A 24710-nucleotide genomic window follows, 5' to 3' on the forward strand; every position below is an offset into this window, starting at 1 on the left:
GCTACCGCTCGTATCTGGTGACGGCGCTGTCGGCCGCGACGCGGTCCGCCGCCTTCTGGATCCGGTCGGCCCACTGGGCCGGCGTGACGCGCCTTGTGGCCAGCTCGCCGGTGGCGTCGTCGACCGCCTTCGCCAGGGGCGCGTACCAGGTGCGGAAGCGATAGGCGAACGTGTTCACGGCGGCGGCGTCGACGGCGCCCTTCACCGATCCGAGCCCGCTGGACAGGGTGAGGCCGTCGGTCGCGCCGGCCACCGTGGGCAGGGTGGAGTTCAGCTCGGCGAACCGCCGGGCGGCTGGCTTCGAGAACAGGATGCGGAGGAAGTCCAGACCGCCCCGTGGGTTCTTCGCCCTGGCCGGCACGATGAACGACTCGCTGCTGGTCGCCTGCAGGCTGTTCGCCGGCATCCGGTCGCCGCCGTCGAGGGCCGGCACCGGGGCCATCACCATGTCGAATCCGTCCGGGGCCACGCCCTTCTGCTCGGCCTCCAGCCACGATCCGCAGGGGATGATCGCGGCGCGTCCCTGGCACCAGGCCGCCTGCGACTCGGTGTGCGACAGCGCCTCCGAGCCGGGCAGGAGGTAGCCGCGCCCGGCCAGCTCGGCGATCGCGGTGGCCGCGTCGAGCAGCGCCGGCTGCTTCCATGCCCGGGGTTCGAGGTTGTCGACCGCCTTGACGAGGTCCATCCCGCCGGCCTTGGCCGCCATGGTCAACAGGGGGTCGTTGAGGTACTCCGGGTACTTGCCCTGGTACGTCCACGGCGCCGCGCCGGTCTTCTTGATCTCGGCGCAGAGGGTCAGCATGGCGCCCCAGGTCGTCGGGAACGTCCAGCCGTTGCGGGCGAACAGCGACCGGGAGTACCACAGCCCCCAGACGGTGTAGGTGAAGTTGAGGGCGCGCGGTACACCGCCGAAGGTGCCGTCCTCGACCACTCCCGGCAGCAGGGTGTCGCGTACCTTCGCCCCGCCGCCGTCGAGCGCCGGGGCGTCGAGCAGCTCGTTCAGGTCGGTGAGCTTCTTGGCGGCGACGAGGGTGGCCAGGTCGAGCCGTCCGGCGCCGGTGTTGTCGACGACGTCCGGCGGGGTGTCGGCGACGAAACGCGGTTGGAGCGCCTCGCCCACCTTCTGGATGCCCTTGTGGTCGACGGTCGCGCCCGGGTGCCGATCCTGGTAGAGCTTCTCGGCGTGCCGGGCGTACTCGTCGCCGTAGCCGCCCTTGAAGATGACGACCTCGAGCGGTGTCGCGTCGGGTACCCCGAGCGGGTTGTCGGCGCTCCGCGCACCCTCGGCGGCTGGGGCGTCGTCGTCGCCCCCGCCGGCGGTCACGCAGCCGGCCAGGGGCCCGGCCGCCGCGACGGCGGCGGTCGCCCGCAGCACGGTGCGCCGGGTGGTCGGGTGTCGTCGGTGGGAGGGAGAGGGGTCCATGACCAAGCTCGCCTTCTCTAGGCGGTACGTCGGATGCGCCCCGCGTACCGGGCCTCCAGCTCCTGGTTGTGCCGGTCGCCGCCGGGGATGTTCGCCGACAGGTAGACCGGGGGCGTCTCGCCGGCGGCGACCAGCCGGGCCACCACCTCGCACACGACCTGCTGGGCCAGCAGGGCGCCGGTGATGGACGAGATCGCGCCGACCGCTCCCCCGCCCTCGATCGGCAGGGCCGCGTCCCCGAACGGGGCGCCGTTGTCGAGCACCACGTCGGCGAGGTCGCTCAGTCGCCGGCCGCTCGGGTGACGCGACGGGACGGCGTTCGTGTGGGCGAGCGACGTGATCGCGACCAGCCGGTGGCCGTGTTCGCGGACGACGTTCGCCAGTTCCACCACGACGCCGTTGACGCCCGAGCTCGACGCGATCACGAACACGTCGTCCGGCTTGACCGGGGCCAGCTCGTAGAGGCGGTGGGCGACGGCCGGGTCACGCTCGAGGAACGGGTCTTCGAGGGCCGCCCGCTCGGCCCCGCCGTAGAGGACGATGTCGCGTAGCGCGATCTTGTTGGTCGGCACGAGGCCACCGGCCCGCCCGGCGATCTCCATGGCCAGTGCCTCGGAGTGGCCGCTGCCGAACGCCTGCACCACGCCGCCGGCCCGCAGCGCGGCGGTGATCAGGTCGGCGGCTCGCCGTACGGCGTCGGACTGGGTGGCGGCCACCTGCGCGATCGCGGCGTTGACTGCGGTGAGATACTCCTGGGCGCCGATCATCGTTCCTCCGGTCGGTGACGCCGCCGGGGCCGGCGGCTCTCGTCGGGCAGGCGGTGGGCGGCGACCGCACGGGCGGTCACCTCGAAGGCCTCGGTGGTACGGCGGTACGTGCGCTGCGCGACCGCGACGTAGATCAGGTCGAGCACGAGCAACTGGGAGTGCAGCGCCGACAGCGCGGCGAGGCGGAACGTCGTCTCCTGCACCGCGGTCGTCATCACGACGTCGGCCGTTTCGGCCAGCGGCGAGCGCGGGAACGAGGTGACCGCGACGGTCAGCGCGCCGTGGTCGGCCGCCTCGGCGAGCACCTCGATGACCTCGCGGGTACGGCCGCTGTGCGACAGCCCGATCGCCACGTCGCCCGCCTCGAGCAGCGCGGCGTTGGTGAGCGCGGTGTGCGGGTCGGGGCGGTGCCAGCACGGCACCCGGATCCGTTCGAGGCGGAACGCCATCTCCCGGGCCGCGCTGCCGGAGCTGCCCAGACCGAACAGCTCGACCCGGCGCGCCTCGGCGACGGCCGCCGCCACCCGGTCGACGGCGGCGAGGTCGACCTGGCCGGCCGTGTCCTGGATCGCCCGCCCGTCGGCCGACGCGACGACGTCCAGCAGGTGGCTGAGCGGATCGTCAGGACCGATCTCGCGGTCGATGTCGGTGTCCCAACGGGCCTGCGCCGCCCGGCCGGTCTCGGTGGCGACGGCGAGCCGCAGCTCGGCGTAGCCCCGGTAGCCGAAGGTGCGGCAGAAGCGGGTGACCGTGGCGGTCGAGGTGCCCGCCCGCTCGGCGAGGTCGACGATCGTGGACCGGGCGGTCTCCTCGGGGTCGCCGAGGAGCCGCTCGCCGACCCGCTGGAGGGCTTCGGGCAGGGTCGGCAGCTCGGTACGGACACGACCCAGCAACCCGGTCCCGGCCATCAGCATTCCTTTCGACTCACCCTTGTGATGAGCAAAATTATGATTGAACATTTGGATGTGTCAATACTTTGCACATCGACAGCGCTCGTTGTCGGCGCCGACTGCGGTGGCTCGGCGACCCGGGTGGTCGTCGCGACGCCCGACGGGCGGATCGTCGGGCGCGGTCGGGCCGGCGCCGGCAACCCGGTCGCCCGGCCACCGGCCGACGCCGCAGCCGCGCTGGTCGCGGCGGTGCGGGAGGCCCTCGCCGGGCGCGATCCCGCGCGGGTGGCGGGGGCCGTGGTGGCGCTGGCCGGGCGGTCGGCCCTGGACCGTCCGGCGGTGGCGGCGTGCTTCGCGGACGCCTGGCGGGCGACCGGACTGAACTGCCCGCTGCGCACGGTGGGCGACGCGGTGGTGGCGTTCGCCGCCGGCACACCGGCGCGGTCGGGCACGGTGCTGATCGCCGGGACCGGAGCAGTCGCGGCACGGATCGTCGAGCACTCGGTGGGCCACACCGTCGACGGGCTGGGCTGGCTGCTGGGCGACGAGGGCGGTGGCTTCTGGCTCGGCCTCGAAGCCGCCCGGCTGACCGCCCGGGCGCTGACCACCGGCCATGACAGGATCGGGCCGCTGGTCGATGCCGTGTCCACCGCCGTACGCGGCGCCGCCGCCCCGGCAGGAGACCCGACGGGCGACGGATTCGTCACCGCGTTCTACGCGTTGCCCCGGCACCGGGTGGCGGGCCTGGCCCCGCTCGTGCTCGACGCGGTCCGGGCCGGCGACCCCGACGCCCACCGGCTGATCGAGAAGGCCGCCGACCGGCTCGCCGCCACCGTGCACGCCGTCGCACCCGGCGCCGAACCGCTCGTCCTGGCCGGCGGTCTGCTCACCGGCCCGCCGGAGATCCGCGCCGCGCTGCTGGCCCGACTGAAACGCCCGGCGACCATCGCTGGCGACCCGGCCGAGGCAGCGGCCTGGCTCGCCGCCCACGACCTCACACCCACCGCCGCTGAGCACCGCGCGTTCGTCACGCCACGGACCCGGTGACGGGACCGTCGGCACCGTGAGCACCAGTCGCGGTGGCCCCACCTCCGAAAGCGCGGCGTCTTCGGGTCCGGTGTGGGGTGAGCGCCCGGGGTGGCGGCGAGGGAGAGGGCACCGAACTACGCGCCGCCGTGGCCACGGTCCGGATTCGACAGTGGGTGGGGCGTCTTGGTGCGCTTCGGGGGGCGGCGCGCGGTGGCGTCGACGTGGGTATACCCGGTTCAGCGGACAGGGCCGTCCCGGAGCGCCGTTCCCACCGGGCTGTCATACGGGCATCAGGAAACGAGAGCGCGAACCTCGTGTGCGGTGAACCGCGCGAAGCCCTCGAGGTCGGGTTCGTCGGCGGTGGGTTGCAGAATCACGGCATCGGCTCCGGCGTCCTTGTAACGGTTCACGACGGCAGCTACGTCGGCGGCGCCACCGACTGCCGTTATGCCGGTCTTGTTCGACTCGCCCCAGAATTCCAGTTCGCGGGCTAGCGTCCCATCGGCTTAGATGCGAGACTATCTATATAGCACGCAGTGCACGGGCAGCCACATTCAGCGATGTCGGTGGTTCTGTTGGAACAACTTCCGTTGTGGGGTCCAAGCACTGGCGAGGATCTGCCACCAAAGCCGGTACTGACACGACCAGCGACACTTCGCCTCCTGATCACCGTGAAGGCGGCACCCAACCCCTCCGCCCGCTACGGCGAGACCGTCTGCGTCGGCGCGCTCGGCCTGGATGCTCCCTGGACGGGCTGGATCCGGCTCTACCCGATCCAGTTTCGGGAACTGGTCGACGACAGCAGGTTCCGCAAGTACGACATCGTCCACCTCGATGCACTACCGGCCCGGCAGGACCAGCGCCGCGAGAGCTGGAAGCCGATCGTGGACACCGTCACCACCGAGCAACACCTTGCCAACGGGCAGCCCCGTCGGAATCTCCTTGATCCACTCGTAGAAGACTCCATGTGCCAGCTCAACAAACAGACCCGTGACGATCCCCGCGCACGTTCGATCGCACTGATCCGCGTCGCCGACATCTCGGCCTTACAGGTCAAACGACATCCCGGCTGGTCGGCGGTGGACCGCAAGAAGATGGCCGGCTACCTCAACCAGCTCGACCTGCTGGAGCCGTCCAAACGCAGCCCTCTTCAGGCACCGCGATTCACCGGCGCCTACCGCTACCGGTGCGCAGACCGCCAATGCCGAGGGCACCAGCAGAGACTCTGGGACTGGGAGTTCGTCGCCCTACAACGTCACCTACGCCAGCTCACCGATGCGGAGGCTTCGGATCACCTCAGGCACAGGTTCCTCACCCAGCTCTGCGCCGCCGACCGCGACGTGGCCTTCTACGTCGGCAACCAAGCGGCAAGACCACAATCTTTCAGCATCGGCGGCATCTACGCACCCAGACGACCCACCGACCGATACCGACTCCGCGTCAACCGATGATCTCGGTCAGCACATCAGCATGGCAGGCATCCTCCGCACGGCACCAACACGCCAGCTGTTTTCCGGCGAGATCCCGCCGCGCCCGCTCGACAAGCGCCGGCTGCCCCACAAGCCACTGCCGATACAGGCGCAACGCCTCGGCCCGATCGTGCTTACGGAGGCTGAACGGATTGGCCCAGGGGGAACGCCGCAACCCGAACCCCTGCCGCCCGACGTAGACGGCACCGGCCGGCACCACCGGGTGGTAGAGGTCCCCCTGCACTCGAACCCGTGACTGCGCCATCACCCGATCAGCGTAACCGTCAACAACGGGCTTCGGGTGGCGGCTCGGGCCCTTCCCTTGGACCACCATCCTCGGGACAGGTTTCGGGACTCTGTGAGCTGCAGAGAAGTACGCACGTACACATCATGTGTACGGTCGTACCCATGATGGTGGGCAGCGACGAGTTCGCCACGGCGGGCGATCCGGCCCGCGTGGTACGCGCCATCGGGGCCGGCGCGTGATGAGCGAGGCTGCCCCGACCAGTGGGGCGTCGACACCACGCCGACCGCGCCGGCACGACCCGAACCGCCGCGACCGTCTGATCGACGCGGCGCTGACCGTAATCGCCGAGCGCGGGGTGGTCGGCACCACGCATCGGGAGATCGCCCGAGTCGCGGACGTGCCGTTGGGGTCGATGACCTACCACTTCACCGGCCTCGACGAGATCCTCGTGGCAGCGTTCACCCGGCACGCCACCGCAGCTGCCGCCGTGTTCGACCAGCGGCTGGCGTCCGCTGCCGACCGCGACGCCGCGATCGAGGCGGTGATCGCGTTGGTGTGCGAGGACCTGATCGGCGGGCCCCAGGACGACCTCGTGCTGGCCGTGGAGCTGTACACGGCGGCGGCGCGTAACCCGGCCCTACGCACCGTCACGCAGGCCTGGATGCAGCGCAGCCGCCAGGCCCTGGAGCGCCACTTCGACCCGACCACCGCCCGCGAGATCGACGCCCTGATCGAAGGCCTGACCCTGCACAGCGCGCTGTCGACCGACCCCATGACGCCGGCGCAGGTCCGCCACGCCATCGAGCGGTACCTGCGCTGACCCGTCGGCCCACGCCCTACCCCATCGCTGCACCCACCGGGAGACCACCTTGTCCGCCTCCACCCTGGCCCCGCCGCCCCGCCAGGTACGCCGGGCCCGCGCCGCCGTCGCCGCGCTGTTCCTCACCAACGGCGCCGTGTTCTTCAACGTCGTCCCGCGCTATCCGCAGATCAAGGCCGACCTCGGGCTGAGTAACGCCGTGCTCGGCACCGCCCTGGCCGGCTACTCGATCGGCGCCCTGCTGGCCGGGCTGCTCGCTGGCGCCGCCATCCGCCGCTTCCGCTCCGCCCGGCTGGCGGCGTTCGGAATTGTCATCACCACCATCGCGACGCTGGCCATCCCCGCCGCGCCGAACTGGTTCGCGCTCGGTGCCGTGCTGTTCGTCGTCGGTGCCCTCGACTCGATCGTCGACGTGGCGCAGAACGCCCACGGCCTACGCGTGCAGCGCCGCTACCGGCGTTCGATCCTCAACTCGCTGCACGGGGTGTGGAGCATCGGCGCGGTACTCGGCGGCCTGATGGGCTCGGCCGCCGCCGGCCTCGACGTTCCCCTCACCGTTCACCTGGGGATCTCGGCCGTGACCTTCAGCCTCGTCGCCCTGGCCGCCTACCGGTTCCTGCTGCCCGGACCGGAGGACGCCGAGCGAGCCACCGAGGCTGAGGATCTCGCCGCCGCCGACGGACACCCCGGCGCGCCGCCCGCACACCATCGTCCGGGCCGGCGCTCGTTCACCGGCCCCGCCGTGCGGATGCTTGCCGCGCTGAGCGCGCTGGCCGCCTGCGGGGCTCTGGTGGAGGACGCCGGCGCATCCTGGGGTGCCATCTACCTGAGCGACGATCTGCACACCGGGGCCGCCGTCGCCGGTCTGGCGGTCGTGGTGTTCCAGGGGGCCATGACCGTCGGACGGCTGGCGGGCGACCGCGTCGTGGACCACTTCGGCCAGCGCGCCGTCGCCCAGGTCGGCGCGGCGCTCGCCGCCGTCGGTATGGGCGCCGCCCTGGCCGTGCCCACCGTGGGCACCACGCTGGGTGGGTTCGCCTTCGCCGGGCTGGGCTTCGCCACCCTCGTGCCCGCCGCCATGCACACCGCCGACGAACTGCCCGGCCTACCCCCGGGCACCGGCCTGACCATCGTGAGCTGGCTGCTGCGCGCCGGCTTCCTGCTGTCCCCGCCACTGGTCGGCTCCGTCGCGGACCTGACCAGCCTGCGCGTCGGCCTGCTCACCGTTGTCGTGGCCGGCGTCATCACGCTGGTCCTCGCCCGGGTGCTCAGCCGGAGGACGTCATGAGCCCGCCGGTGCCTCAACCAGGAAGGCCACCTCCCGGCAGCGGGAGGTGGCCTTCGCACCGGATGAAGCGATCCGGCAACGCCCAGGTGTGCAGCGAGCGGTCGGTCAGGTGAGCTGGTCGACCGCGTCGAGGATCAGCCAGAGGCCGCAGATCGCGAAGAGGATCGCGGCACCGTACTTGATGGTCTTCTCGGGCAGCTTACGGCCGAGCATCCGGCCGACCACGATGGCGAGCGCGTCGGCGGCCACCATGCCGATGGTCGAGCCGATCCAGGTGCCGAACCAGCCGTACTGGGTGGCCAGGGTGATGGTGGCGAGCATGGTCTTGTCGCCCAGTTCGGCGAGGAAGAACGCCACGCCGACGGCGAGGACCGCCGACTTGGTGCTCCGCTCCGCCTTGCGCTTCTCCTGCTCGGTGAGGGTGTCCCCGCGCAGCGTCCACGCGCCGAACCCGAGGAAGGCCACACCGGCGACCAGCGAGATCCACCCGGTCGGCAGGGTCGCGCCGAGTCCGTAGCCGATGGCGACCGAGACCAGGTGGACCACGGCGGTGGCGATCGTGATCCCGATCAGCACCGGGACCGTCTTGAACCGCGTGGCGAAGGTCAGCGCCATGAGCTGGGACTTGTCCCCCAGCTCGGCAACGAAGATCACGCCGAAACTCACCGCCAGCGCGACGAGAAAGCCCTCCATGGGCGTCCTTCCGGATCAGGCCGGGAGGAGGAACAGGAGCGCCCTCGACCCGGCTGTCAACAGCCTGAGTCGAAGGTCTCGCCCGCCCCGGTGCGGGGCCGCGTGGCCGGATGCGGAACGCATCAGTGTGTCGACCACGACATTGGGGGCTACTCCCCTTCGCGGTGCACAGCGTACCCGATCCCGGGCCGCCGCCAGCGGAGGGGGCGGCGGCCCGGGCAGCGGAAACTCACATCGCCCGGGCGAGAGTCAACCCGAACAGGCCGTCCGGGTCGGTCCACAGCTCCTCGGCGGTGAAGCCGGCGGCACCCAGCTCGGTGGCGACCCCCTCCGGGCGGAACTTCGCCGACACCTCGGTCCGCAGGTCCTCCCCCTCGCCGAAGTCGACGGTGAGGTCGAGCACCCGGACCCGCATCGGCCGCCGCGCCCGCAGGCGCATCTCGATCCACTCCCGTTCGGCGTCCCAGACGGCCACGTGCCGGAAGTCGTCGGGGACGAAGTCGGCTCCCAGCTCACGGTTGATCACCCGGAGCACGTTGCGGTTGAACTCGGCGGTCACCCCGGCGGCGTCGTCGTAGGCGGGCACGATGATCCCCGGGTCCTTGACCAGGTCGGTGCCGAGCAACAACCAGTCCCCGGTCTCCAGGGCGGCCCGCATCGCGGCCAGGAAGGCGGCCCGCTCGGCCGGGAGCAGGTTGCCGATGGTGCCGCCGAGGAAGGCCACCAGTCGCCGCCCGCCGGCCGGCAGCCGGTCCAGATGGCGGGTGAAGTCCCCGACGATGCCCCGCACCCGCAGGTGGGGATAGTCGGCGGCGAGGGCGGCGGTGGACTGGCGCAGCGCGCTCACCGACACGTCCAGCGGGACGAAGGTGCCCAGGGTGCCCCGGCCGCTGAGCGCGTCCAGCAGCAGCCGGGTCTTCTCCGACGAGCCGGAGCCCAGCTCGATCAGGGTCTTCGCTCCGGTCACCTCGGCGATCCGGGACGCGTGCCGCTTCAGCGCGGCCCGTTCCGCCCGGGTCGGGTAGTACTCCGGCAGCCGGGTGATCTCCTCGAACAGCTCGCTTCCCCGGGCGTCGTAGAACCACTTCGGCGGCAGCCACCTCGGGTCGGCGGTCAGCCCGGTCCGGACGTCGTCGCGCAGGCTCCGGTCGAGGTCACGCTCCTCCAGGTGGATCTCCAGCGGTTCGGCGGTCATGGACTTCCCTTTCGTTGGTGAACGTCGCGTCCGGCCGGTGCTACCCGCGGTCGAGCGGGGTCGTGCGCAGCCCGGCCGGGGTGGCCACCACCAGGTGGCCGTCGGGCACCGGCCGCCAGGCCGGGTGGTCGTCGTGGGGTTCGGAGGCCAGCAGCACCGCGTCGCCGTCCGCGCGGACCGACAGGGCATGCCCGGCGGCGCTCGCCACGGCGGTACGGCCGTCGGTGAGCAGCAGGTTCAGCCGCGACCCCGGGGCGGCCGCGGTGACCGCCCGGACGGTGTCGGCGACGGCGTCGGCCGGGTCCGCACCGGCCCGCAGCCGGTCGTGGACCAGCGCCCAGAGCAGCGCCGCGTCGGTGGGGGCGTCCAGGGTGAGCAGGTCGGGCACCGGGAGGGCGGCAGCGAGCCCGGCCACCGACTCCGGCCAGCCGCGTACCACGCCGTTGTGGCTGAACAGCCAGGCTCCCGCACCGAACGGCGCGGCGGCCCCGGCGTGCACCGGCATGCCGACCGTGGCGGAGCGGACGGCGGCCAACGCCGCCCCGGTGACCGTGGCGGCGGCCAGGCCGGGCAGCGCCGGGTCGCTCCAGATCGGTTGCGCGCTGCGGTAGCGCACCGGGACGCCGCCGTCCGGGTACCAGCCGACACCGAAGCCGTCGGCGTTGACCGTTCCGCCGCCGCGCATGTCCGCGGGTGCCCAGGACTGCCGCACCAGCGAGTGCGGCGGGTCGAACAGCAGCGCCCGCAGCGACACCGGCGGCCCCAGGTACGCCAGGTGCCGGCACATCAGGCGCCACCAACCGGGACCGGCCCGGCGGCGCGTCGGATCACCGTTCCTCCGGCCGGGCGTCCCGGGCGCAGCGGAAGCCGCTGAAGATCTGCCGGCGGATCGGGTAGTCCCAGTTGCGGAAGGTGCCCCGGCAGGCCGCCCGGTCGGTGCCGAACGAGCCGCCCCGCAGCACCCGGTGGTCGTCGCCGAAGAAGACCTCGGAGTACTCCCGGTACGGGAAGGCGGTGAAGCCCGGGTGGCCCCGGAAGGTGGTCGCCGTCCACTCCCACACGTCCCCGATCAGCTGGTGCACGCCGAGCGGGGACGCCCCGCCCGGGTACGCGCCGACCGGCGCCGGCCACAGGTGCCGCTGGTCGAGGTTGGCGTGGGCGGCGGTGGGCTCGTCGTCGCCCCAGGGGTAGCGGCGGGACCGGCCGGTGGCCGGGTCCCAGCGGGCGGCCTTCTCCCACTCCGCCTCGGTGGGCAACCGACGGCCGGCCCAGGTGGCGAACGCCTCCGCCTCGTGGAAGCAGACGTGCACCACCGGCTCGTCGTCACGGACCGGATCCCAGCGGCCGAACCGGCGGTACGCCCAGCCGTCGCCGTCGCGCCGCCAGTGCATCGGCGCGGTCAGCCCCTCGGCCTGCCGGTGTGCCCAGCCAGCCGGGCTCCACCAGCGGGGGTCGTCGTAGCCGCCGTCGGCGATGAACTCGCGGTACCGCCCGTTGGTCACCGGCGCCGCGTCGATGAGGTACGCGGGCAGGTCGACGGTGTGGGCGGGGCGTTCGTTGTCCAGCGCCCACGGGTCGGTGGAGGTGCCCATGGTGAACGGTCCCGCCGGCACCAGCACCTCCCCGCCGATCCGGACGGTCGGCTCGGGCGGCGGCGGCGCGGCGAGCACTGGCGGGCCGGAGCGCAGCTGGTGGGTGGCGAGCATCGTCTCGTCGTGCTGCTGCTCGTGCTGGACGATCATGCCGAAGGCGAAACCGTCGGCGACCAGCGGCCGGTCGGTGAACCGGATCCGGTCGAGCAGGTCATGCACCTTGTCCCGAACGGTCGCCACGTAGGCGCGGGCCTCCCGGGGCGGCAGCAGCGGCAGGGCCGGCCGGTCCCGACGGGGCTGCTTGAACGCGTCGTAGAGGTCGTCGATGTCCCGCCGGACCGGTTCCCGGCCGCCGACGTCGCGGACCAACCAGAGTTCCTCCTGGTTGCCGACGTGCGCCAGATCCCACACCAGCGGGGACATCAACGGGGAATGCTGACGGGCCAGGTCGTCGTCGTCGACCGCGTCGGTCAGTCCGGCGGTCCGGGCCCGGGTGCGGGCCAACTCGGCCGCGATCCGGTCGCGAAGTGTCTCCGCGTCCGACTGGGTTGATGTCACCGTGCGTTCCTCTCCGCGACGGCCCGCCGCCGTCGTACACCTCGGACGATCTCCTCGTACGTCCCGGCCGGCAGGTCGAACCGGGCCAGGGCCGCCAACGCCAGGTCCAGCAGCTCCACCGCGGCCCGGGCCACCGGTGGATCGGCGAGTCCGTACCGGGCCGCCTGGTACCAGCGGTCGGCCGCCGGTGCGCCGCACGCCGCCGCCGTGGCGGTCGTCGCCGGATCGCCGAACAGGGCGGCCAGCACCGCCACCGGCACCGTCCACTCCCGGCCCGGCTGGGCGTCCAGGTAGCGGATCTCCAGGTATCCCCGGGGCCGCACCGGCGGGAAGAGGGTGCTGAGGTGGTAGTCGAGGTCGTCGGTGGTGGGTGGCCGGGGCAGCGCCCCGTCGATCCAGTCGGCAAAGGTGATCCCCGGCGGGACGGTCCAGTCCGGCCCGTCGGCACGGACGCAGAGCAGTGGCGCGGCGAGCGCGTACCCGGTCCAGGCCGCCACCGGGTCCCGGTGCCCGTCGCCGGGCTGCCAGACCGGCCGGGTCCGGGTCGGATCGATGGTGAGCCAGGCGGCCATCCGGGCCGACGCCCAACCGGTGAGCCGGCCGGCGTGCCGGTCGGCGGTGGCGAAGGCCGCCAGCAGCGGCGGGCCGACGGCGTGCGCCGCCGTCCACCGGGCCGCCAGGTCGGTCTCCTCCCCCGCGTCCAGGCAGACCTGGACACCGGCGGTGCTGAACATCATGGTCCGCCCGGCCGGGCCGCGCCGGTCGAACGCACGGCGCATGGCCTGGTAGCGGGGGGTGTCGACGACGGGACGGGGTGCCCGGTGGGGGTCGATGCCGCTGCGGCCCAGGATCAGGCCGGCGGTGGCCAGCAGCCGGGTCAGTTCACCGACGTCCGCGTCGGTGTCGGTGAGCAGGGCCGCGAGCGAGGGTCGCGGCGCGGTGGAGAGTTCCACCTGCCCGCCGGGCTCCACGGTGACCGTACCGCCGTGGTGGAGCCGCTCAGCCGGGCTCGCGCTGTCCAGAGTGGTGGGGCTGTGCCGCCCCAGTGCCGCGCGCAGCCGGTCCCGGTCGACGGGACGGGCCGGATCCGCGGCGTCGTGCACGGTCCATTCCAGCTCGACACCGGTGAGGAGTGGGGGGCCGGTCTTGAAGCAGATCCGGGCGATGTGACCGGCGGCAGCGCCGGCCTCCCGCAGGATCGCCGAGCGGTCCAGCTCCGGCGACGTCACCATGCGTGGTCCCTCCCCGAACCGTTCGTCGGCACCGGGCCCACCGTCGCGAACCGGCGCGTCGGCGGCCCTTCCGTGTCATGTCTAGCAGACGAACGACCGGTGTCGCTCGTCGTACGGGTTCACCGGGACTTCGACGGTCGGGCCGTCGGCGGCTCGGTCCGCTTGTCGTGGCCGGGCCGGTCGGTCGGGGTGGGGTGGCGGCCCGGAGGAGCGTCCACCAGCTCCCCGCAGTACTCCTCGACCCGGCCGGGACCGCCGGCCGCCTCGGTGAGCGCCCGGAAGGCGGGAGTCTTCAGCGCCTTGGCGCGCTGCCCGGCGGACGTGGCCAGGTAGGCGGTGCACAGGCCGCGATGGGCGGCGGGGCCCCGGGAATCGGTGGACCGACCCGGTCCCGCCCCGGGTCGGGGCCCCGTGGTGGGGGCGTCGGTGGCGGTCGACGGCGTCCGGGTGGGCGTCGGCGCGCTCTCCGGCGGGGCCGGAGTGCCGGTCGTCGGCGCGGGTGGGGCCGGCGGCGGGTCGGACCGGTGCAGGTCGACGGTGGCCACGGCCACCCCGGCGGTCGCAACGACCGCCAGCCCGGCCAGCCAGGCCGCGGCCCGCGCGGTACGGCGTGGGCGGGGCGGGTCCGGCACGGGTGCCGGGCGCTGTGCCCGGGCGGCCCGGAACGCGGCCAGCGCCACGTCCTCGCCTGCCAGTTCGCCGGGGCGGGCCGGCGCGGCGGCAGTGGCCAACAGCCGGGCGACGGGCTCGTCGGACGGGTCGACGCCTGCGGTGACGACGGTGTCGAGCAGTCGCTCGGCCGCCTGCTCGTCCGGTCGGCGGAATCGGCGGAAAGGCATCCAGGCTCCCCTCACGTCAACCGTCCGCCGGTTCGACGTGAGGCGGAGCCGGTATCTGCCGGCCCCGGCCGGGGCGTGGGTGGGGTGGCGTGGCCGGGGACGACTCGCCGTCGCCGAGGAGCGCGGCGAGCCGGCGCAGGCCCCGGTGCGCGGCGGTACGGACCGCGCCGGGCCGCTTGCCCAGCACCCGGGCGGCGGACTCGGCGTCCAGCCCGACCACCGCCCGGAGCAGGACCGCTTCCGCCTCGCGGGGCGGAAGCGTGGCGATCAGCGCGATCGCCGACTCGGTGCCGAGGGTCTCCCCGGCGTGCTCGGCGGTGTCGCTGTCGCCGGGCAGGTCACTGAGGGACTGCACGGGCACCGGTACGGACGGCCGGCGGCGCTGCCGGCGTAGGTGGTCCATGGCCCGGTTGCGGGCGATGGTGACCGCCCAGGCCCGGAACTCGCCGCCGGTGAAGGTGGCGAGGTCGCGCGCGACCTGGAGCCAGGTCTCCGAGGCGACGTCCTCGGCGTCCGCGCCGACCAGGGCGGTGAGGTAGCGCAGCAGGCCCGGTTGCAGCGTGCGGTAGAGGAGACGGAACGCCTCCTCGTCGCCGTTCTGGGCAGCGGTCACCACCGCGTTCAGGTCACCGGTCATCGGGGCGATGATCCTGCCACGTGCCCGTCCGGGGCCGACCGTTCGGGGTCGGTGCCGTCGACGTCCGACCGGACCTCCAGCCGCACCATCAGCCCCCCGCTGGCCTCGAATCGCGTCCGCCGCCGCGACGGCACGGCACGCACCGGGGCGTAGCCGCCCGTGCGGGCAGGTCCCGCGCCCCGGTCGGGGCCGACCCGAGTCGGTAACGGTAGGGGGCACGTCACGCACCGACAAGACAGCACCACAAATCAAACAAGTGACATAAGTCAACGACAAGTCACGGCATGTCGCCGTAACGCCCAGCGACCGTGCGACGCTCCCGGCGGCCGGTGCGACGGGGTCCGGTGTTCGCGCAGCTTACGGGCGCGTGCAACGAACCGGTTCCGACCCGCCTGCCGGGTCGCCACGGGCCGGCGCGCCATCCGGGCCACACCACCGTCACACTGTGTGTCTTCACCACTGCGCCCCGCTCACCCTACCCGGGATCGCGCCCGGATAGCCGCGCGCGCCGATGGGTACGGTATTGCCGTGTTGTCTTCCGGAGTCGTGCTCAGCGGTCGGTACCGCTTGGACGAACGTGTCGCCACCGGCGGCATGGGCGATGTCTGGCGCGCGTCCGACGTGGTGCTGGGACGCCAGGTCGCGGTCAAGGTGCTGTTGCCCGCGCTGGTCTCCGACCCCGACTTCATCGCCCGGTTCCGCGCCGAGGCCCGGATGATGGCGGCGCTGCGCCACCCCGGGATCGTGCAGGTCTACGACTGTGGCCAGGACGAGCTTCCCGAGGGTGGCACGGCCGACTACCTGGTGATGGAGTTCGTCCAGGGCAAACCGCTCTCCCGGCGCATCGAGGCCGACGGCACGCTGGGCGTCGCCGAGACCATGTCCGTGGTGGCCCAGGCCGCCGAGGCGCTGCACGCGGCGCACACCGGCGGCATCGTGCACCGGGACGTCAAACCGAGCAACCTGATGGTCCAGGAGAGCGGCGCGGTCGTCCTCGTCGACTTCGGCGTGGCCCGGTCGACGAACGTCACCAGCATCACCAGCACCAACGCCGTGCCGGGCACCGCCCTCTACATGGCGCCGGAGCAGGCTGCCGGCCGGCCGGTCTCGGCCGCCACCGACATCTACGCCCTCGGCGCGGTCGCGTACTGCTGCCTCACCGGCGGCCCGCCGTTCACCGGTGACAACCCGCTCCAGGTGGCCGTGCGGCACCTGGACGACGAGCCGCCACCGCTGCCGGTCGAGATCCCCGCACCCGTACGGGACCTCGTCTTCCGGGCGCTGGCCAAGGACCCGGCCGAGCGGTACGCCTCCGGCGCGGAGATGGCCGTCGCCGCCCGGGCGGCGGGCGGCATGGCGACGGCCACCACGGCCGGCGGCACGCCCACGGTGCCGGTCCCCGGCCCGTTGCGGGTCTCCGGCCCGGACACCCGTACCGACCTGCCCGCCGTGTCGTCCACCGGTGCGGCCGGTGCGCGCAACCGGCGGCGCGGCCCCCTGATCGGCGCGGTCGCGGCGGTGCTGGTGGCCATCACCGGCCTGGTAACCGCCATGAGCCTGACCAACGACGAGTCGCCACCGGCCACCAACCTGAGGACGACCCCGTCGGCGAGCGCCCCGAGCGGTGACAACCAGGATCCGGGCCTGACCGAGGAGACGACGCCGGGGCCGAACCGCCCGAACCGCCCCGGCGCGCCCACCGGTCGGCCGTCGGTCGACCCGACGGTGACTCCGAGCCCGGGGTCGAGCGGCACGGCCGAACCGGTCCCGTCGACCGAGCCGACCGGCGCGCCGACCACCACGCCGCCGGTGGCGCCCACCACCACTCCAGCGGTCGAGCCCACCGATCCGGAGCCCACCGTCGGCCAGACCACGACCGCCCCGGCCGGCGGCGGCAACGGTGGAGCGGAGGGCACCGGCTGACTCCCGCCGGGGGCCGGCGGCGGCCCCCGGTCAGCGGTCGAGCAGCGTACGCATCCGGTCGATCTCCACGTTCTGCTCGACCGCGACCGCGGTGGCGAACTCCGACAGGGTCAGGTCCGCGCCGACCCGGAGCAGGTCGGTGGCCATCGCGACAGCGCCCCGGTGGTGGTCGGTCATCATGCTGACGAAGAGGCGGTCGAAGTCCGCGCCCCGGGCGGCGGCGAGTTGCCGGATCGCCTCCGGGGACTGCACGCCCCGCATGGTGCCGGTGTCGGTGCCATGGCCGTGGCCGGTCTCCTCGGCGGGTAGCCCCCGGGTGGCGAGCCAGCCCCGCAGCATTCCGACCTCCGGCCCCTGGCTGGCCCTGATCCGTTCGGCGAGGGCCCGCACCGCCGGGTCACCGGCCCGCTGCGGGGCGAGCGCGGCCATCTCCAGCGCCTGGTTGTGGTGCGGGATCATCGCCCGGACGAACCAGACGTCCGCGTCGTTGTGGCCGGGTGAGGCGTCCCGGCGCACCTCGCTGCCGGCGCGGGTCACCGCGGGCTCACCGGGCCGCCCCGGGACGATCACCGGTGGGCCGTCCGGCGCAGGCGTGGCCGTGGGCGGGGCGGCGGGCGGCGGGGGTGGCGCGGGCGGGTCGGCGGTGAACCGCAGCAGCAACGCGGCCGCCACCACCACCAGCAGCACCATGGCGGCGGCCAGCAGCCGTCCATGTCGGACCGTCATCGGCACCCCTCCCCTTCCCGGCGTGGTACACGGAACCGCGACGACAACCTCCGCCGCCCGGTCACATCGACTGCTATCGTCAGGTTGCAAGGCGCCCTCGTACCATAGCCTTCCGTCGAAGGATGCCGCCGATGAGCAGAGCCCTCCCACCCCCACGTCAGCTACGGACCCTGGGCCTGGCCGCCACCGGCCTGCTCCTGCTCGGTCTCGCCCCCGCCACACCCAGCGCCGCGAAGACCGCCCCCGACGCGGCTCCCGCGCAGGCGAGCGCGGCGACCGGCATACCCGGGGTGGACGAGATCGTCAGCAGCCCCAACATGCGGCTGGTGGCGAACACGCCGATCGGCGAGCCGTTGAACACGAGCATCAACAGCGACCTGGCCTTCCAGGGCCGGTACGTCTTCGTCGGCAACTACAACGGCTTCCAGATCCACGACATCGCCCGGCCGGAGCGGCCGAAGCTGGTCTCCCAGGTGCTCTGCCCGGGGTCGCAGAACGACATCTCGGTCCACGGCGACCTGCTGTTCCTGTCGACCGACTCCCCCCGCAGCGACGACTCCTGCGCCAGCGACCGGGTCAACCCGGATCAGACCGCGTGGGAGGGCATCAAGATCTTCGACATCAGCGACAAGACCGCCCCGCGCTACGTCAAGTCCGTCCAGACCGCCTGCGGCTCGCACACGCACACCCTGGTGCCGGCCCGCGCCCGTAACACCGTCTACCTCTACGTCTCCTCGTACGGCCCGTCCGACACCTACGTCGGCTGCTCCCGGCCGCACGACTCCATCTCCATCGTCAAGGTGCCGGTGAAGAACCCGACGGCGTCGAGCGTGGTCGCCGTACCGAACCTCTTCCCCGACGGCGGATACGAGGGACGTCCGGGCGGCTCCGCCACCAGCGGCTGCCACGACATCACCGTCTTCCCGGACAAGGACCTGGCCGCCGGTGCCTGCATGGGTGACGGCATCCTGCTGGACATCGCCGACCGGGAGGCGCCCCGGGTGATCAACCGGGTGCGGGACACGGAGAACTTCGCGTTCTGGCACTCGGCCACGTTCAACAACGCCGGCACGAAGGTGGTGTTCGTCGACGAGTTGGGTGGCGGCGGCGCGGCGACCTGCAACGCCACCGTGGGACCGAACCGGGGCGCGAACGCCGTCTACGACCTCTCCGGCAAGGGAGACGCCCGCAAGCTGACCTTCCGCAGCTACTTCAAGATCCCCCGGGCCAACGCCGACACCGAGAACTGCGTGGCCCACAACGGCGCGCTGCTCCCGGTCAAGGGACGGGACATCATGGTGCAGTCCTGGTACCAGGGCGGGATCTCGGTCTGGGACTTCACCGATTCGACCACGCCGAAGGAGATCGGCTTCTGGGAGCGGGGGCCGCTGTCGGACAGCGAGCTCACCTTCGGCGGCACCTGGTCGGCGTACTACTACAACGGGTACATCTACTCCAGCGACACGGTCAAGGGCCTGGACATCCTGGAGATCAACGACCCGCGTACCGCGTCGGCGAAGCTGACCCGGTTCCGGGAGTTCAACCCGCAGACCCAGCCCAGCTACCGCAGCCGGTAGTCGTTCCGCGTCCTCGGCCCGACCCCGCACGGGGCCGGGCCGAGGCGTGTCCGCCGATCAGGCGGTCGGCAGCCGGTACTCGTGCCGGCCACCGGCGGCGGTGACCACCCGCACCTCGCCGCCGCGCAGCCCGTACGTGACCGACCACCGGGTGTGCCCCTGCCGGACGTCGTCGAGCAGGTCCAGTGCCGCCGGGGCGTCCATCCTGCCGCCGGCCGCGGTCAGCGCCTCGGCGAGCACCCGGTAGCGGTGGTCGGCACGTCGCCGCTGCTCCGGAACGTCGATCACCGGTACGTTGGTCAGCGCCTGCCACCTCCCACCGCCCGGCTGCACGCGCATCCGGCCGTCGACGAACTCCACCACCGCCGACGCGCCGGTCGCGTCGGCGAGCAGGTAGTGCAGCGGCGGACCGCCCTCGAAGTCGAGGTTGTACCGCTGGAACACCCGCACCGCCTCGGCGACCGTGGCCGCCTCGTCGAGCACCAGCCGCAGGATCCGGACGCTGCCCACCCGGGGCAGCCCGGGCACCGGCTCGGCGCGGGCGTTGTCGTCGGCGGCCAGCCCCACCGCGAGGCCGCGCTCGTTCATCCCGTCGAAGGGCAGCAACGGGGCGTCGAGCAGCCGGCGGTCACCGGTCGGGTCGGCGCCCACCCCCAGGTAGGAGATGTCCACCAGGGAAATCGAGGCGTACCCGTCGGGCGGGTCGGTGCGCAGCACCATCGCCGGGTTGCGGTCCCAGTCGAAGTTACGGGCGAACAGCGGCCGGTCCGGGTCGCCGAGCGCGGCGAACAGCGAGCACCCGACCGGGCTGGGGGTGGGCCGGTCCAGGTCGGTCTGCGCGTCGTAGTCACCGACGTAGGTCATCTCGTACAGGGGCAGGTCGTCGACGCGGCGCAGGCTGGCCAGCGTCCGCTCGACCTCGGCCGGGGTCTGTCGGGAGGCGGCCGGGGTCGCGGTGCCGTCGGTCGGCCCGGCCGGCGCGCCGGTGACCGGTTCCGCCCCCGAACAGCTAGTGACCGTCAGCAGCACCGCCAGGCCGAGCACGAGCGCATGTCTCCGCATAGCTGGAAGACGCTAGGACAGCGGCGGCGGGTTGTCCACGGTGGTGAATGTCCCCGCTCCCGGTCGTGAGTGGATGCCCCGGTTTCCGGCCGTGGGTGGTGGGTACCAACGAACACCGAAGGGACGGTGAGGTGACGATGAAGCGCAACGAGTACCACGTGGTGCCGGACGGTCAGGGCTGGAAGGTCGAACAGGGCGGCAAGCAGGTCGGCCGGTACGACACCAAGCAGGTCGCGGTGGAGGCGGGCCGGAAGGTCGCGCACGACAACGAGCCCAGTCAGCTCGTCGTCCACACCGCCGACGGCCGGATCGAGACCGAGTACACCTACAAGGACGACCCGTACCCGCCGGCGGGCTGACGCCCGCCCCCGACACCACCGACGGCCCGCCGGGGCCACCAGCGTCGCTGGGGCCCGGCGGGCCGTCGTCGTGCCCGCCCAAGCTCCACCGGGCCGCTGACATCGCCTGGGCGGACCAAACGCCCGCCCCGCGCGCTGACCAGTTCATCCTGACCAGGACGAATTCCTTCTTTCCGGTCGTCGGGCAGAGCGGTCCTGTGTAGGCGTACCCGCCGGGATCCGCGCCAGTTGGGCGGCGATGGCCGCGTCGGTCAGCGCCGGCCGCCCGCCGGGAGTGCCGACGGTGGCCCCGGCCGCCGCCACCGCGAGCCGGGCCAACCGGCTGCGGGGTTCGTCGCGGAGCAGCCCGGCGGTGAGCGCGGCGACGAAGGCGTCCCCCGCCCCGGTGGTGTCCACGGTCGTGGTCGCACTCAGCGGCACGAACACCTCGTCGTCCGGCCAGACGAAGGCGTTGCCCACCCCGTCGACCTCCACCGCCACGAGCGAGGGGCCACGGGCGAGCAGGTCCCGGGCGGCCCGCAGCCCGCCGGCCGCGTCGGTGGGTTCCCGACCGGTGAGCAGGGTCGTCTCCTGGCTGTCGGCGCGCAGCACGGTGGCGGTGGCGAGCAGGTCGTCGGCCGCCTCGGGGGCGGGCGCGCCGTCGAGCACCACCAGGCGGCCGGCGCCGTGGGCCAGGCGGGTGGCGGCCAGGGCCGCCGCCGGGGGCTGTTGCAGTTGGACGACCACCGCCCGCGCCCCGGTCAGCGCGTCGGCGGCGGCGGTCACGTCCGCCTCGGTGAGCAGCACGGGCTCGGGCAGGTCCTCCAGGTAGCGCCAGTGGGCCCCGGCGTCGACCACGTCCACGATCAGTCCGGTGGACGTGCCGACGCGCCGGACGACCGAGGCGACGTCGATGCCGTCGGCGTGGGCCTGCGCGAGCAGTCCCCGGCCCACCTCGTCGTCGCCGACCACGCCGAGCAGTCCCACCCGGACGCCCAGTTGGGCGAGCCCGACCGCCTGGTTGGCGCCCTTGCCGCCGAGCAGCTCGCGGCGTCGTCGCACCGGGGCGGTCCCACCGGCGTCCGGCACCTCGTCGACCTGGAGCACCAGGTCCCGGGCGATCTGTCCGACCACCATCACGTCCACGTTCGTCATGACGTGTTCCTTACCCGTTCACCGGATGGGCGACATCTGGTCCCAGAAGAGTGATGGTGGTAACTTCCTGGCAAGACTTTCATGTTCTTGCAGAAACATTCGCTCACCGCCGAGTCAAGGATTGCAAGAACATCCAGCTGTCCCCGGGGTCGGTGCGACGCCGGGAGCCTCCCCCGAGGAGAGTTATGAGCAGCATCCGAACCCGACGGCGATGGGCGGTGCTGGCCCTGGTGGTCGGCCTCGGAGCGGGTCTCACCCCGCTCACCGGCGCGTCAGCCGCGCAGACCGTCACCGTCTACTACCAGCCCCCCGCCGCCTGGGGCAGCACCGTGAACATCCACTACGCGCCGACCGGCGGCACCTGGACCGCCGTGCCGGGCGTGCCGATGGACACCGCCTGCACCGGCTGGCGGAAGCGGACCATCGACCTCGGCGCGGCCACCGGCGCGCAGGTGGTCGTCACCAACACCACCGGCACCTGGGACAACAACAACGGCGCGAACTACCGGATCGGCACCGGAACGGTGACCGTCTCCGGCGGGGTGATCGGCACCGGCGACCCCTGCACCGGCGGCGAACCGCCGGACGACCGGCCCGCCGAGGTCTGGTACCACACCGGCAGCCGGGGCTGGTCCAGCGCGAACATCCACTACCAGGTCACCGGCGGCACCTGGACCACCGTGCCCGGCGTACCGATGCAGACCGTCTGCGACGGCTGGGCACGGAAGGTGGTCGACCTCGGTGACGCCACCGGCCTGCGCGCGGCGTTCAACGACGGCGCCGGCCGGTGGGACAACAACAACGGCGCGGACTACCGCATCGTGGCGGGCGTCACCACCGTACGGGCCGGAGTCGTCACCCCGGAGGCGGACGAGCCGTGCACGGCACCGACGCCGGACACCACGCCCCCGTCGACCCCGACCGGCCTGACCGCCAGCGCCGACGGCGTGCGGATCACGCTGGCCTGGACCGCCTCGACCGACGACCGGGGCGTCACCGGATACCGGATCACCCGTACCGGCGGGCCGCAGGGCACGGTCACCCTGACCACCACCGGCACCGGCCTCGTCGACGGCAACCTCACCGCCAGCACCCGCTACGAGTACACCGTCCGGGCACACGACGCGGCGGGCAACACCTCGCCCGCCAGCACCCCGGCCGCAGCCACCACCGGCACCGCTCCCCCGGACCCGCCCGGCGGCACCCCGCTCGGCGGCGACCCCCGCGAGGACACCATCTACTTCGTGATGACCGCCCGGTTCGCCGACGGCGACGGCGCCAACAACCGGGGCGGCAGTCAGCACGTGAAGTCCGGCAACGCGGCCAACGACGACCCGATGTTCCGGGGCGACTTCCAGGGCCTGATCGACAAGCTGGACTACGTCAAGGGGCTGGGCTTCTCGGCCATCTGGATCACACCCGTGGTGCTCAACCGCTCCGACTACGACTTCCACGGCTACCACGGCTGGGACTTCCACCGGGTCGACCCCCGGCTGGAGAGCCCCGGGGCCAGCTACCAGGACCTGATCAACGCCGCGCACGGCAAGGGCATCAAGATCTTCCAGGACGTGGTCTACAACCACAGCTCCCGCTGGGGCGCGAAGGGCCTGTTCACCCCGACCGTCTACGGCGTACGCGACGAGCAGTGGAAGTGGATGTACAGCAAACAGGAGCCGGGACGGTCGTACGACCCGCTGGTCGAACACGCCGGCAACGACCCGGAGTTGACCCCGGCCCAGAACGCGCTCGCCAAGGGACGGCCCTACAACGGCGACGTCTGGTCGACCACCGCGCCCGCCGGCAACCAGTGCCTGCGGTGGGGCACGCCGAACGGCCGCAGCCCGGAGGGCTACACGCTCTACGACTGCCAGTGGCCGTCGCCGACGAACAAGCTCTTCCCCGCCGACCTCTACCACCAGTGCTGGATCGGCAACTGGGAGGGAGAGGACTCCCGCAGCTGCTGGCTGCACGAGGACCTCGCCGACTTCAACACCGAGAACCCGAGGGTGCAGCAGTACCTGATCGACGTGTACAACAAGTACATCGACATGGGCGTGGACGGTTTCCGGGTCGACACCGCCGTGCACATTCCCCGGGTCACCTGGAACCGCCGCTTCCTGCCGGCCCTCCAGGCGCACGCGGTGGCGAAGCACGGGGCCAAGGGGAAGGACTTCTACGTCTTCGGCGAGGTCGCCGCGTTCGTCAACGACAAGTGGAACCGTGGCTCGGTGAACCACTCCGCGCAGTTCTTCACCTGGAAGGAACGCAAGGAGTACAGCCCGGACGACGTCCAGGCCGCGATCGAGCAGTACGACTACGAGCAGCTGCTCGGCACCGGTAACCAACCGACCAGTGACAACGCCTTCCTGCGCGGAAACAGTTACCACGCCCCGGACCACTCGAAGTTCTCCGGCATGAACGTCATCGACATGCGGATGCACATGAACTTCGGGGACGCCTCCAACGCGTTCCACAACGGGAAGGACTCCGACGACAGCTACAACGACGCCACGTACAACGTGGTCTACGTCGACAGCCACGACTACGGGCCGAACAAGTCGAACACCCGGTACACCGGCGGCACCGACGCGTGGGCGGAGAACATGAGCCTGATGTGGACGTTCCGGGGCATCCCGACGCTCTACTACGGCTCAGAGATCGAGTTCCAGAAGGGCGCCCGGATCGACTGCGGCCCCACCTGCCCGCTCGCCACGACCGGACGGGCCTACTACGGCGGCCACCTGGAGGGCAGCGTCACCGCCACCGACTTCGGCGTCGTCGGCGCCGCCAGCGGTCCGGTGGCCACCACGCTGGACAAGCCACTGGTCAAGCACGTGCAGCGGCTCAACCAGATCCGGCGGGCGGTGCCGGCCCTGCAGAAGGGGCAATACTCCACCGAGGGGGTCAACGGCAACATGGCCTTCAAGCGCCGGTACACCGCCGGCGGGGTGGACAGCTTCGCCCTGGTCACCGTCTCCTCCGGCGCGACCTTCACCGGCATCCCGAACGGCCGGTACACCGACGCGGTCACCGGTGACGTGAAGACCGTCACCACCGGCACCCTGACCGCCGGCGTCAGCGGTACCGGCAACCTGCGGGTCTACGTGCTCGACCTGCCGGGCAACCCGGCACCGGGGAAGATCGGCGCCACCGGCCCGTACCTGCGCTGACGGTGACGCCCTGCTGAGGTGGCAGGAGGGGTCCCTTGTTACCCCTTTCTGCGGCGCAGGGGAACCCTCCTACCGCCCGA

Annotated in this window: 22 protein-coding genes; 8 read left to right on the forward strand and 14 right to left on the reverse strand. The window is 72.7% G+C overall.

Annotated features, from left to right (window positions below):
• Position 1 precedes the first annotated feature (1 nt).
• From ngcE to ACIBJE_RS04250, 3 genes are read right to left on the reverse strand one after another with little or no spacing between them, the layout of a single operon-like run.
• Entirely contained in the window at positions 2-1423 is a 1422-nt protein-coding gene (gene ngcE / locus ACIBJE_RS04240) for an N-acetylglucosamine/diacetylchitobiose ABC transporter substrate-binding protein (RefSeq protein WP_396742601.1), read from the reverse strand.
• A 17-nt stretch (positions 1424-1440) separates the two neighbouring features.
• On the reverse strand, positions 1441-2190 hold the full coding sequence (locus ACIBJE_RS04245) for a sugar isomerase domain-containing protein (RefSeq protein ID WP_396742603.1): 750 nt from the start codon (positions 2188-2190) through the stop codon (positions 1441-1443).
• Entirely contained in the window at positions 2187-3098 is a 912-nt protein-coding gene (locus ACIBJE_RS04250; protein ID WP_396742605.1) for a MurR/RpiR family transcriptional regulator, read from the reverse strand. Before ACIBJE_RS04250 ends, ACIBJE_RS04245 begins: the two co-directional genes overlap by 4 nt.
• 39 nt (positions 3099-3137) lie before the next feature.
• Here ACIBJE_RS04250 and ACIBJE_RS04255 point away from each other — a divergent pair, with 39 nt between their 5' ends.
• Positions 3138-4127, forward strand: a complete 990-nt coding sequence (locus tag ACIBJE_RS04255; RefSeq protein WP_396743486.1) for an N-acetylglucosamine kinase — start codon at positions 3138-3140, stop codon at positions 4125-4127.
• A gap of 542 nt (positions 4128-4669) precedes the next feature.
• On the forward strand, positions 4670-5560 hold the full coding sequence (locus tag ACIBJE_RS04260) for a hypothetical protein (protein WP_396742607.1): 891 nt from the start codon (positions 4670-4672) through the stop codon (positions 5558-5560).
• On the opposite strand, the gene ACIBJE_RS04265 is transcribed toward ACIBJE_RS04260, so the two are convergent.
• Positions 5550-5843 carry a DUF4326 domain-containing protein gene (locus ACIBJE_RS04265; protein ID WP_396743489.1) on the reverse strand — a complete coding sequence of 98 codons (294 nt, stop codon included), beginning with the start codon at positions 5841-5843 and terminating at the stop codon, positions 5550-5552. The two genes, ACIBJE_RS04260 and ACIBJE_RS04265, sit on opposite strands and share 11 nt — an antisense overlap.
• Positions 5844-6063: 220 nt before the next feature.
• Here ACIBJE_RS04265 and ACIBJE_RS04270 point away from each other — a divergent pair, with 220 nt between their 5' ends.
• Both ACIBJE_RS04270 and ACIBJE_RS04275 read left to right on the forward strand, forming a co-directional pair.
• Complete coding sequence (locus ACIBJE_RS04270; RefSeq protein ID WP_396742609.1) at positions 6064-6645, forward strand: TetR/AcrR family transcriptional regulator; 582 nt, start codon at positions 6064-6066, stop codon at positions 6643-6645.
• A gap of 49 nt (positions 6646-6694) precedes the next feature.
• The gene (locus ACIBJE_RS04275) at positions 6695-7933 is read left to right on the forward strand and encodes an MFS transporter (RefSeq protein WP_396742611.1); all 1239 of its coding nucleotides are present in this window, start codon (positions 6695-6697) and stop codon (positions 7931-7933) included.
• Between the two features lie 105 nt (positions 7934-8038).
• Here the strand turns inward: ACIBJE_RS04275 and ACIBJE_RS04280 are convergent, their stop codons facing one another.
• From ACIBJE_RS04280 to ACIBJE_RS04310, 7 genes are all read right to left on the reverse strand, one after another.
• Positions 8039-8626 carry a TMEM165/GDT1 family protein gene (locus ACIBJE_RS04280; RefSeq protein WP_396742613.1) on the reverse strand — a complete coding sequence of 196 codons (588 nt, stop codon included), beginning with the start codon at positions 8624-8626 and terminating at the stop codon, positions 8039-8041.
• Positions 8627-8855: 229 nt separating this feature from the next.
• On the reverse strand, positions 8856-9821 hold the full coding sequence (gene egtD, locus ACIBJE_RS04285; RefSeq protein ID WP_396742615.1) for an L-histidine N(alpha)-methyltransferase: 966 nt from the start codon (positions 9819-9821) through the stop codon (positions 8856-8858).
• 40 nt (positions 9822-9861) lie between these two features.
• Positions 9862-10608 (reverse strand): ergothioneine biosynthesis protein EgtC, encoded by a 747-nt coding sequence (gene egtC / locus ACIBJE_RS04290; RefSeq protein ID WP_396742616.1) that lies wholly within the window; start codon positions 10606-10608, stop codon positions 9862-9864.
• 40 nt (positions 10609-10648) lie between these two features.
• Positions 10649-11971, reverse strand: a complete 1323-nt coding sequence (gene egtB / locus ACIBJE_RS04295; RefSeq protein ID WP_396742618.1) for an ergothioneine biosynthesis protein EgtB — start codon at positions 11969-11971, stop codon at positions 10649-10651.
• Positions 11968-13203: an ergothioneine biosynthesis glutamate--cysteine ligase EgtA gene (gene egtA, locus ACIBJE_RS04300; RefSeq protein ID WP_396742620.1), complete on the reverse strand. Its 1236-nt coding sequence runs from the start codon at positions 13201-13203 to the stop codon at positions 11968-11970. The genes egtB and egtA overlap by 4 nt, the downstream gene beginning before the upstream one ends.
• 119 nt (positions 13204-13322) lie before the next feature.
• Entirely contained in the window at positions 13323-14042 is a 720-nt protein-coding gene (locus ACIBJE_RS04305) for a hypothetical protein (protein WP_396742622.1), read from the reverse strand.
• A gap of 16 nt (positions 14043-14058) precedes the next feature.
• Positions 14059-14679: an RNA polymerase sigma factor gene (locus tag ACIBJE_RS04310; RefSeq protein WP_396742624.1), complete on the reverse strand. Its 621-nt coding sequence runs from the start codon at positions 14677-14679 to the stop codon at positions 14059-14061.
• A gap of 528 nt (positions 14680-15207) precedes the next feature.
• On the opposite strand from ACIBJE_RS04310, the gene ACIBJE_RS04315 reads away from it, so the two are divergent.
• Positions 15208-16602 (forward strand): serine/threonine-protein kinase, encoded by a 1395-nt coding sequence (locus tag ACIBJE_RS04315; protein WP_396742626.1) that lies wholly within the window; start codon positions 15208-15210, stop codon positions 16600-16602.
• A gap of 30 nt (positions 16603-16632) precedes the next feature.
• Here ACIBJE_RS04315 and ACIBJE_RS04320 read toward each other — a convergent pair whose 3' ends face one another.
• On the reverse strand, positions 16633-17328 hold the full coding sequence (locus ACIBJE_RS04320; protein ID WP_396742628.1) for a DUF305 domain-containing protein: 696 nt from the start codon (positions 17326-17328) through the stop codon (positions 16633-16635).
• A gap of 131 nt (positions 17329-17459) precedes the next feature.
• Between ACIBJE_RS04320 and ACIBJE_RS04325 the strand changes: the two genes are divergently transcribed.
• Positions 17460-18905, forward strand: a complete 1446-nt coding sequence (locus ACIBJE_RS04325; protein ID WP_396742630.1) for an LVIVD repeat-containing protein — start codon at positions 17460-17462, stop codon at positions 18903-18905.
• Between the two features lie 57 nt (positions 18906-18962).
• Here ACIBJE_RS04325 and ACIBJE_RS04330 read toward each other — a convergent pair whose 3' ends face one another.
• A complete protein-coding gene (locus ACIBJE_RS04330; protein ID WP_396742632.1) occupies positions 18963-19967 on the reverse strand; it encodes a linear amide C-N hydrolase in 1005 nt (334 codons plus the stop codon).
• Between the two features lie 137 nt (positions 19968-20104).
• Here ACIBJE_RS04330 and ACIBJE_RS04335 point away from each other — a divergent pair, with 137 nt between their 5' ends.
• Positions 20105-20326: a DUF2188 domain-containing protein gene (locus tag ACIBJE_RS04335; protein WP_396742634.1), complete on the forward strand. Its 222-nt coding sequence runs from the start codon at positions 20105-20107 to the stop codon at positions 20324-20326.
• A 144-nt stretch (positions 20327-20470) separates the two neighbouring features.
• On the opposite strand, the gene ACIBJE_RS04340 is transcribed toward ACIBJE_RS04335, so the two are convergent.
• Positions 20471-21460 carry a PfkB family carbohydrate kinase gene (locus ACIBJE_RS04340; protein ID WP_396742636.1) on the reverse strand — a complete coding sequence of 330 codons (990 nt, stop codon included), beginning with the start codon at positions 21458-21460 and terminating at the stop codon, positions 20471-20473.
• Positions 21461-21645: 185 nt separating this feature from the next.
• Here ACIBJE_RS04340 and ACIBJE_RS04345 point away from each other — a divergent pair, with 185 nt between their 5' ends.
• Positions 21646-24630 (forward strand): carbohydrate binding domain-containing protein, encoded by a 2985-nt coding sequence (locus ACIBJE_RS04345; RefSeq protein WP_396742638.1) that lies wholly within the window; start codon positions 21646-21648, stop codon positions 24628-24630.
• Positions 24631-24710 lie beyond the last annotated feature (80 nt).

Source organism: Micromonospora sp. NPDC050187 (assembly GCF_044459745.1).
Taxonomy (GTDB): Bacteria; Actinomycetota; Actinomycetes; order Mycobacteriales; family Micromonosporaceae; genus Micromonospora.

Coding starts and splice junctions, on each gene's coding strand:
- ACIBJE_RS04255 (WP_396743486.1), top strand. CDS start 3,138: ATGATTGAACATTTGGATGTGTCAATACTTTGCACATCGACAGCGCTC.
- ngcE (WP_396742601.1), bottom strand. CDS start 1,423: ATGGACCCCTCTCCCTCCCACCGACGACACCCGACCACCCGGCGCACC.
- ACIBJE_RS04280 (WP_396742613.1), bottom strand. CDS start 8,626: ATGGAGGGCTTTCTCGTCGCGCTGGCGGTGAGTTTCGGCGTGATCTTC.
- ACIBJE_RS04250 (WP_396742605.1), bottom strand. CDS start 3,098: ATGGCCGGGACCGGGTTGCTGGGTCGTGTCCGTACCGAGCTGCCGACC.
- ACIBJE_RS04260 (WP_396742607.1), top strand. CDS start 4,670: ATGTCGGTGGTTCTGTTGGAACAACTTCCGTTGTGGGGTCCAAGCACT.
- ACIBJE_RS04245 (WP_396742603.1), bottom strand. CDS start 2,190: ATGATCGGCGCCCAGGAGTATCTCACCGCAGTCAACGCCGCGATCGCG.
- ACIBJE_RS04335 (WP_396742634.1), top strand. CDS start 20,105: ATGAAGCGCAACGAGTACCACGTGGTGCCGGACGGTCAGGGCTGGAAG.
- egtC (WP_396742616.1), bottom strand. CDS start 10,608: ATGTGCCGGCACCTGGCGTACCTGGGGCCGCCGGTGTCGCTGCGGGCG.
- ACIBJE_RS04265 (WP_396743489.1), bottom strand. CDS start 5,843: ATGGCGCAGTCACGGGTTCGAGTGCAGGGGGACCTCTACCACCCGGTG.
- ACIBJE_RS04270 (WP_396742609.1), top strand. CDS start 6,064: ATGAGCGAGGCTGCCCCGACCAGTGGGGCGTCGACACCACGCCGACCG.
- egtD (WP_396742615.1), bottom strand. CDS start 9,821: ATGACCGCCGAACCGCTGGAGATCCACCTGGAGGAGCGTGACCTCGAC.
- ACIBJE_RS04310 (WP_396742624.1), bottom strand. CDS start 14,679: ATGACCGGTGACCTGAACGCGGTGGTGACCGCTGCCCAGAACGGCGAC.
- egtA (WP_396742620.1), bottom strand. CDS start 13,203: ATGGTGACGTCGCCGGAGCTGGACCGCTCGGCGATCCTGCGGGAGGCC.
- ACIBJE_RS04305 (WP_396742622.1), bottom strand. CDS start 14,042: ATGCCTTTCCGCCGATTCCGCCGACCGGACGAGCAGGCGGCCGAGCGA.
- ACIBJE_RS04340 (WP_396742636.1), bottom strand. CDS start 21,460: ATGACGAACGTGGACGTGATGGTGGTCGGACAGATCGCCCGGGACCTG.
- ACIBJE_RS04320 (WP_396742628.1), bottom strand. CDS start 17,328: ATGACGGTCCGACATGGACGGCTGCTGGCCGCCGCCATGGTGCTGCTG.
- ACIBJE_RS04330 (WP_396742632.1), bottom strand. CDS start 19,967: ATGCGGAGACATGCGCTCGTGCTCGGCCTGGCGGTGCTGCTGACGGTC.
- ACIBJE_RS04345 (WP_396742638.1), top strand. CDS start 21,646: ATGAGCAGCATCCGAACCCGACGGCGATGGGCGGTGCTGGCCCTGGTG.
- ACIBJE_RS04325 (WP_396742630.1), top strand. CDS start 17,460: ATGAGCAGAGCCCTCCCACCCCCACGTCAGCTACGGACCCTGGGCCTG.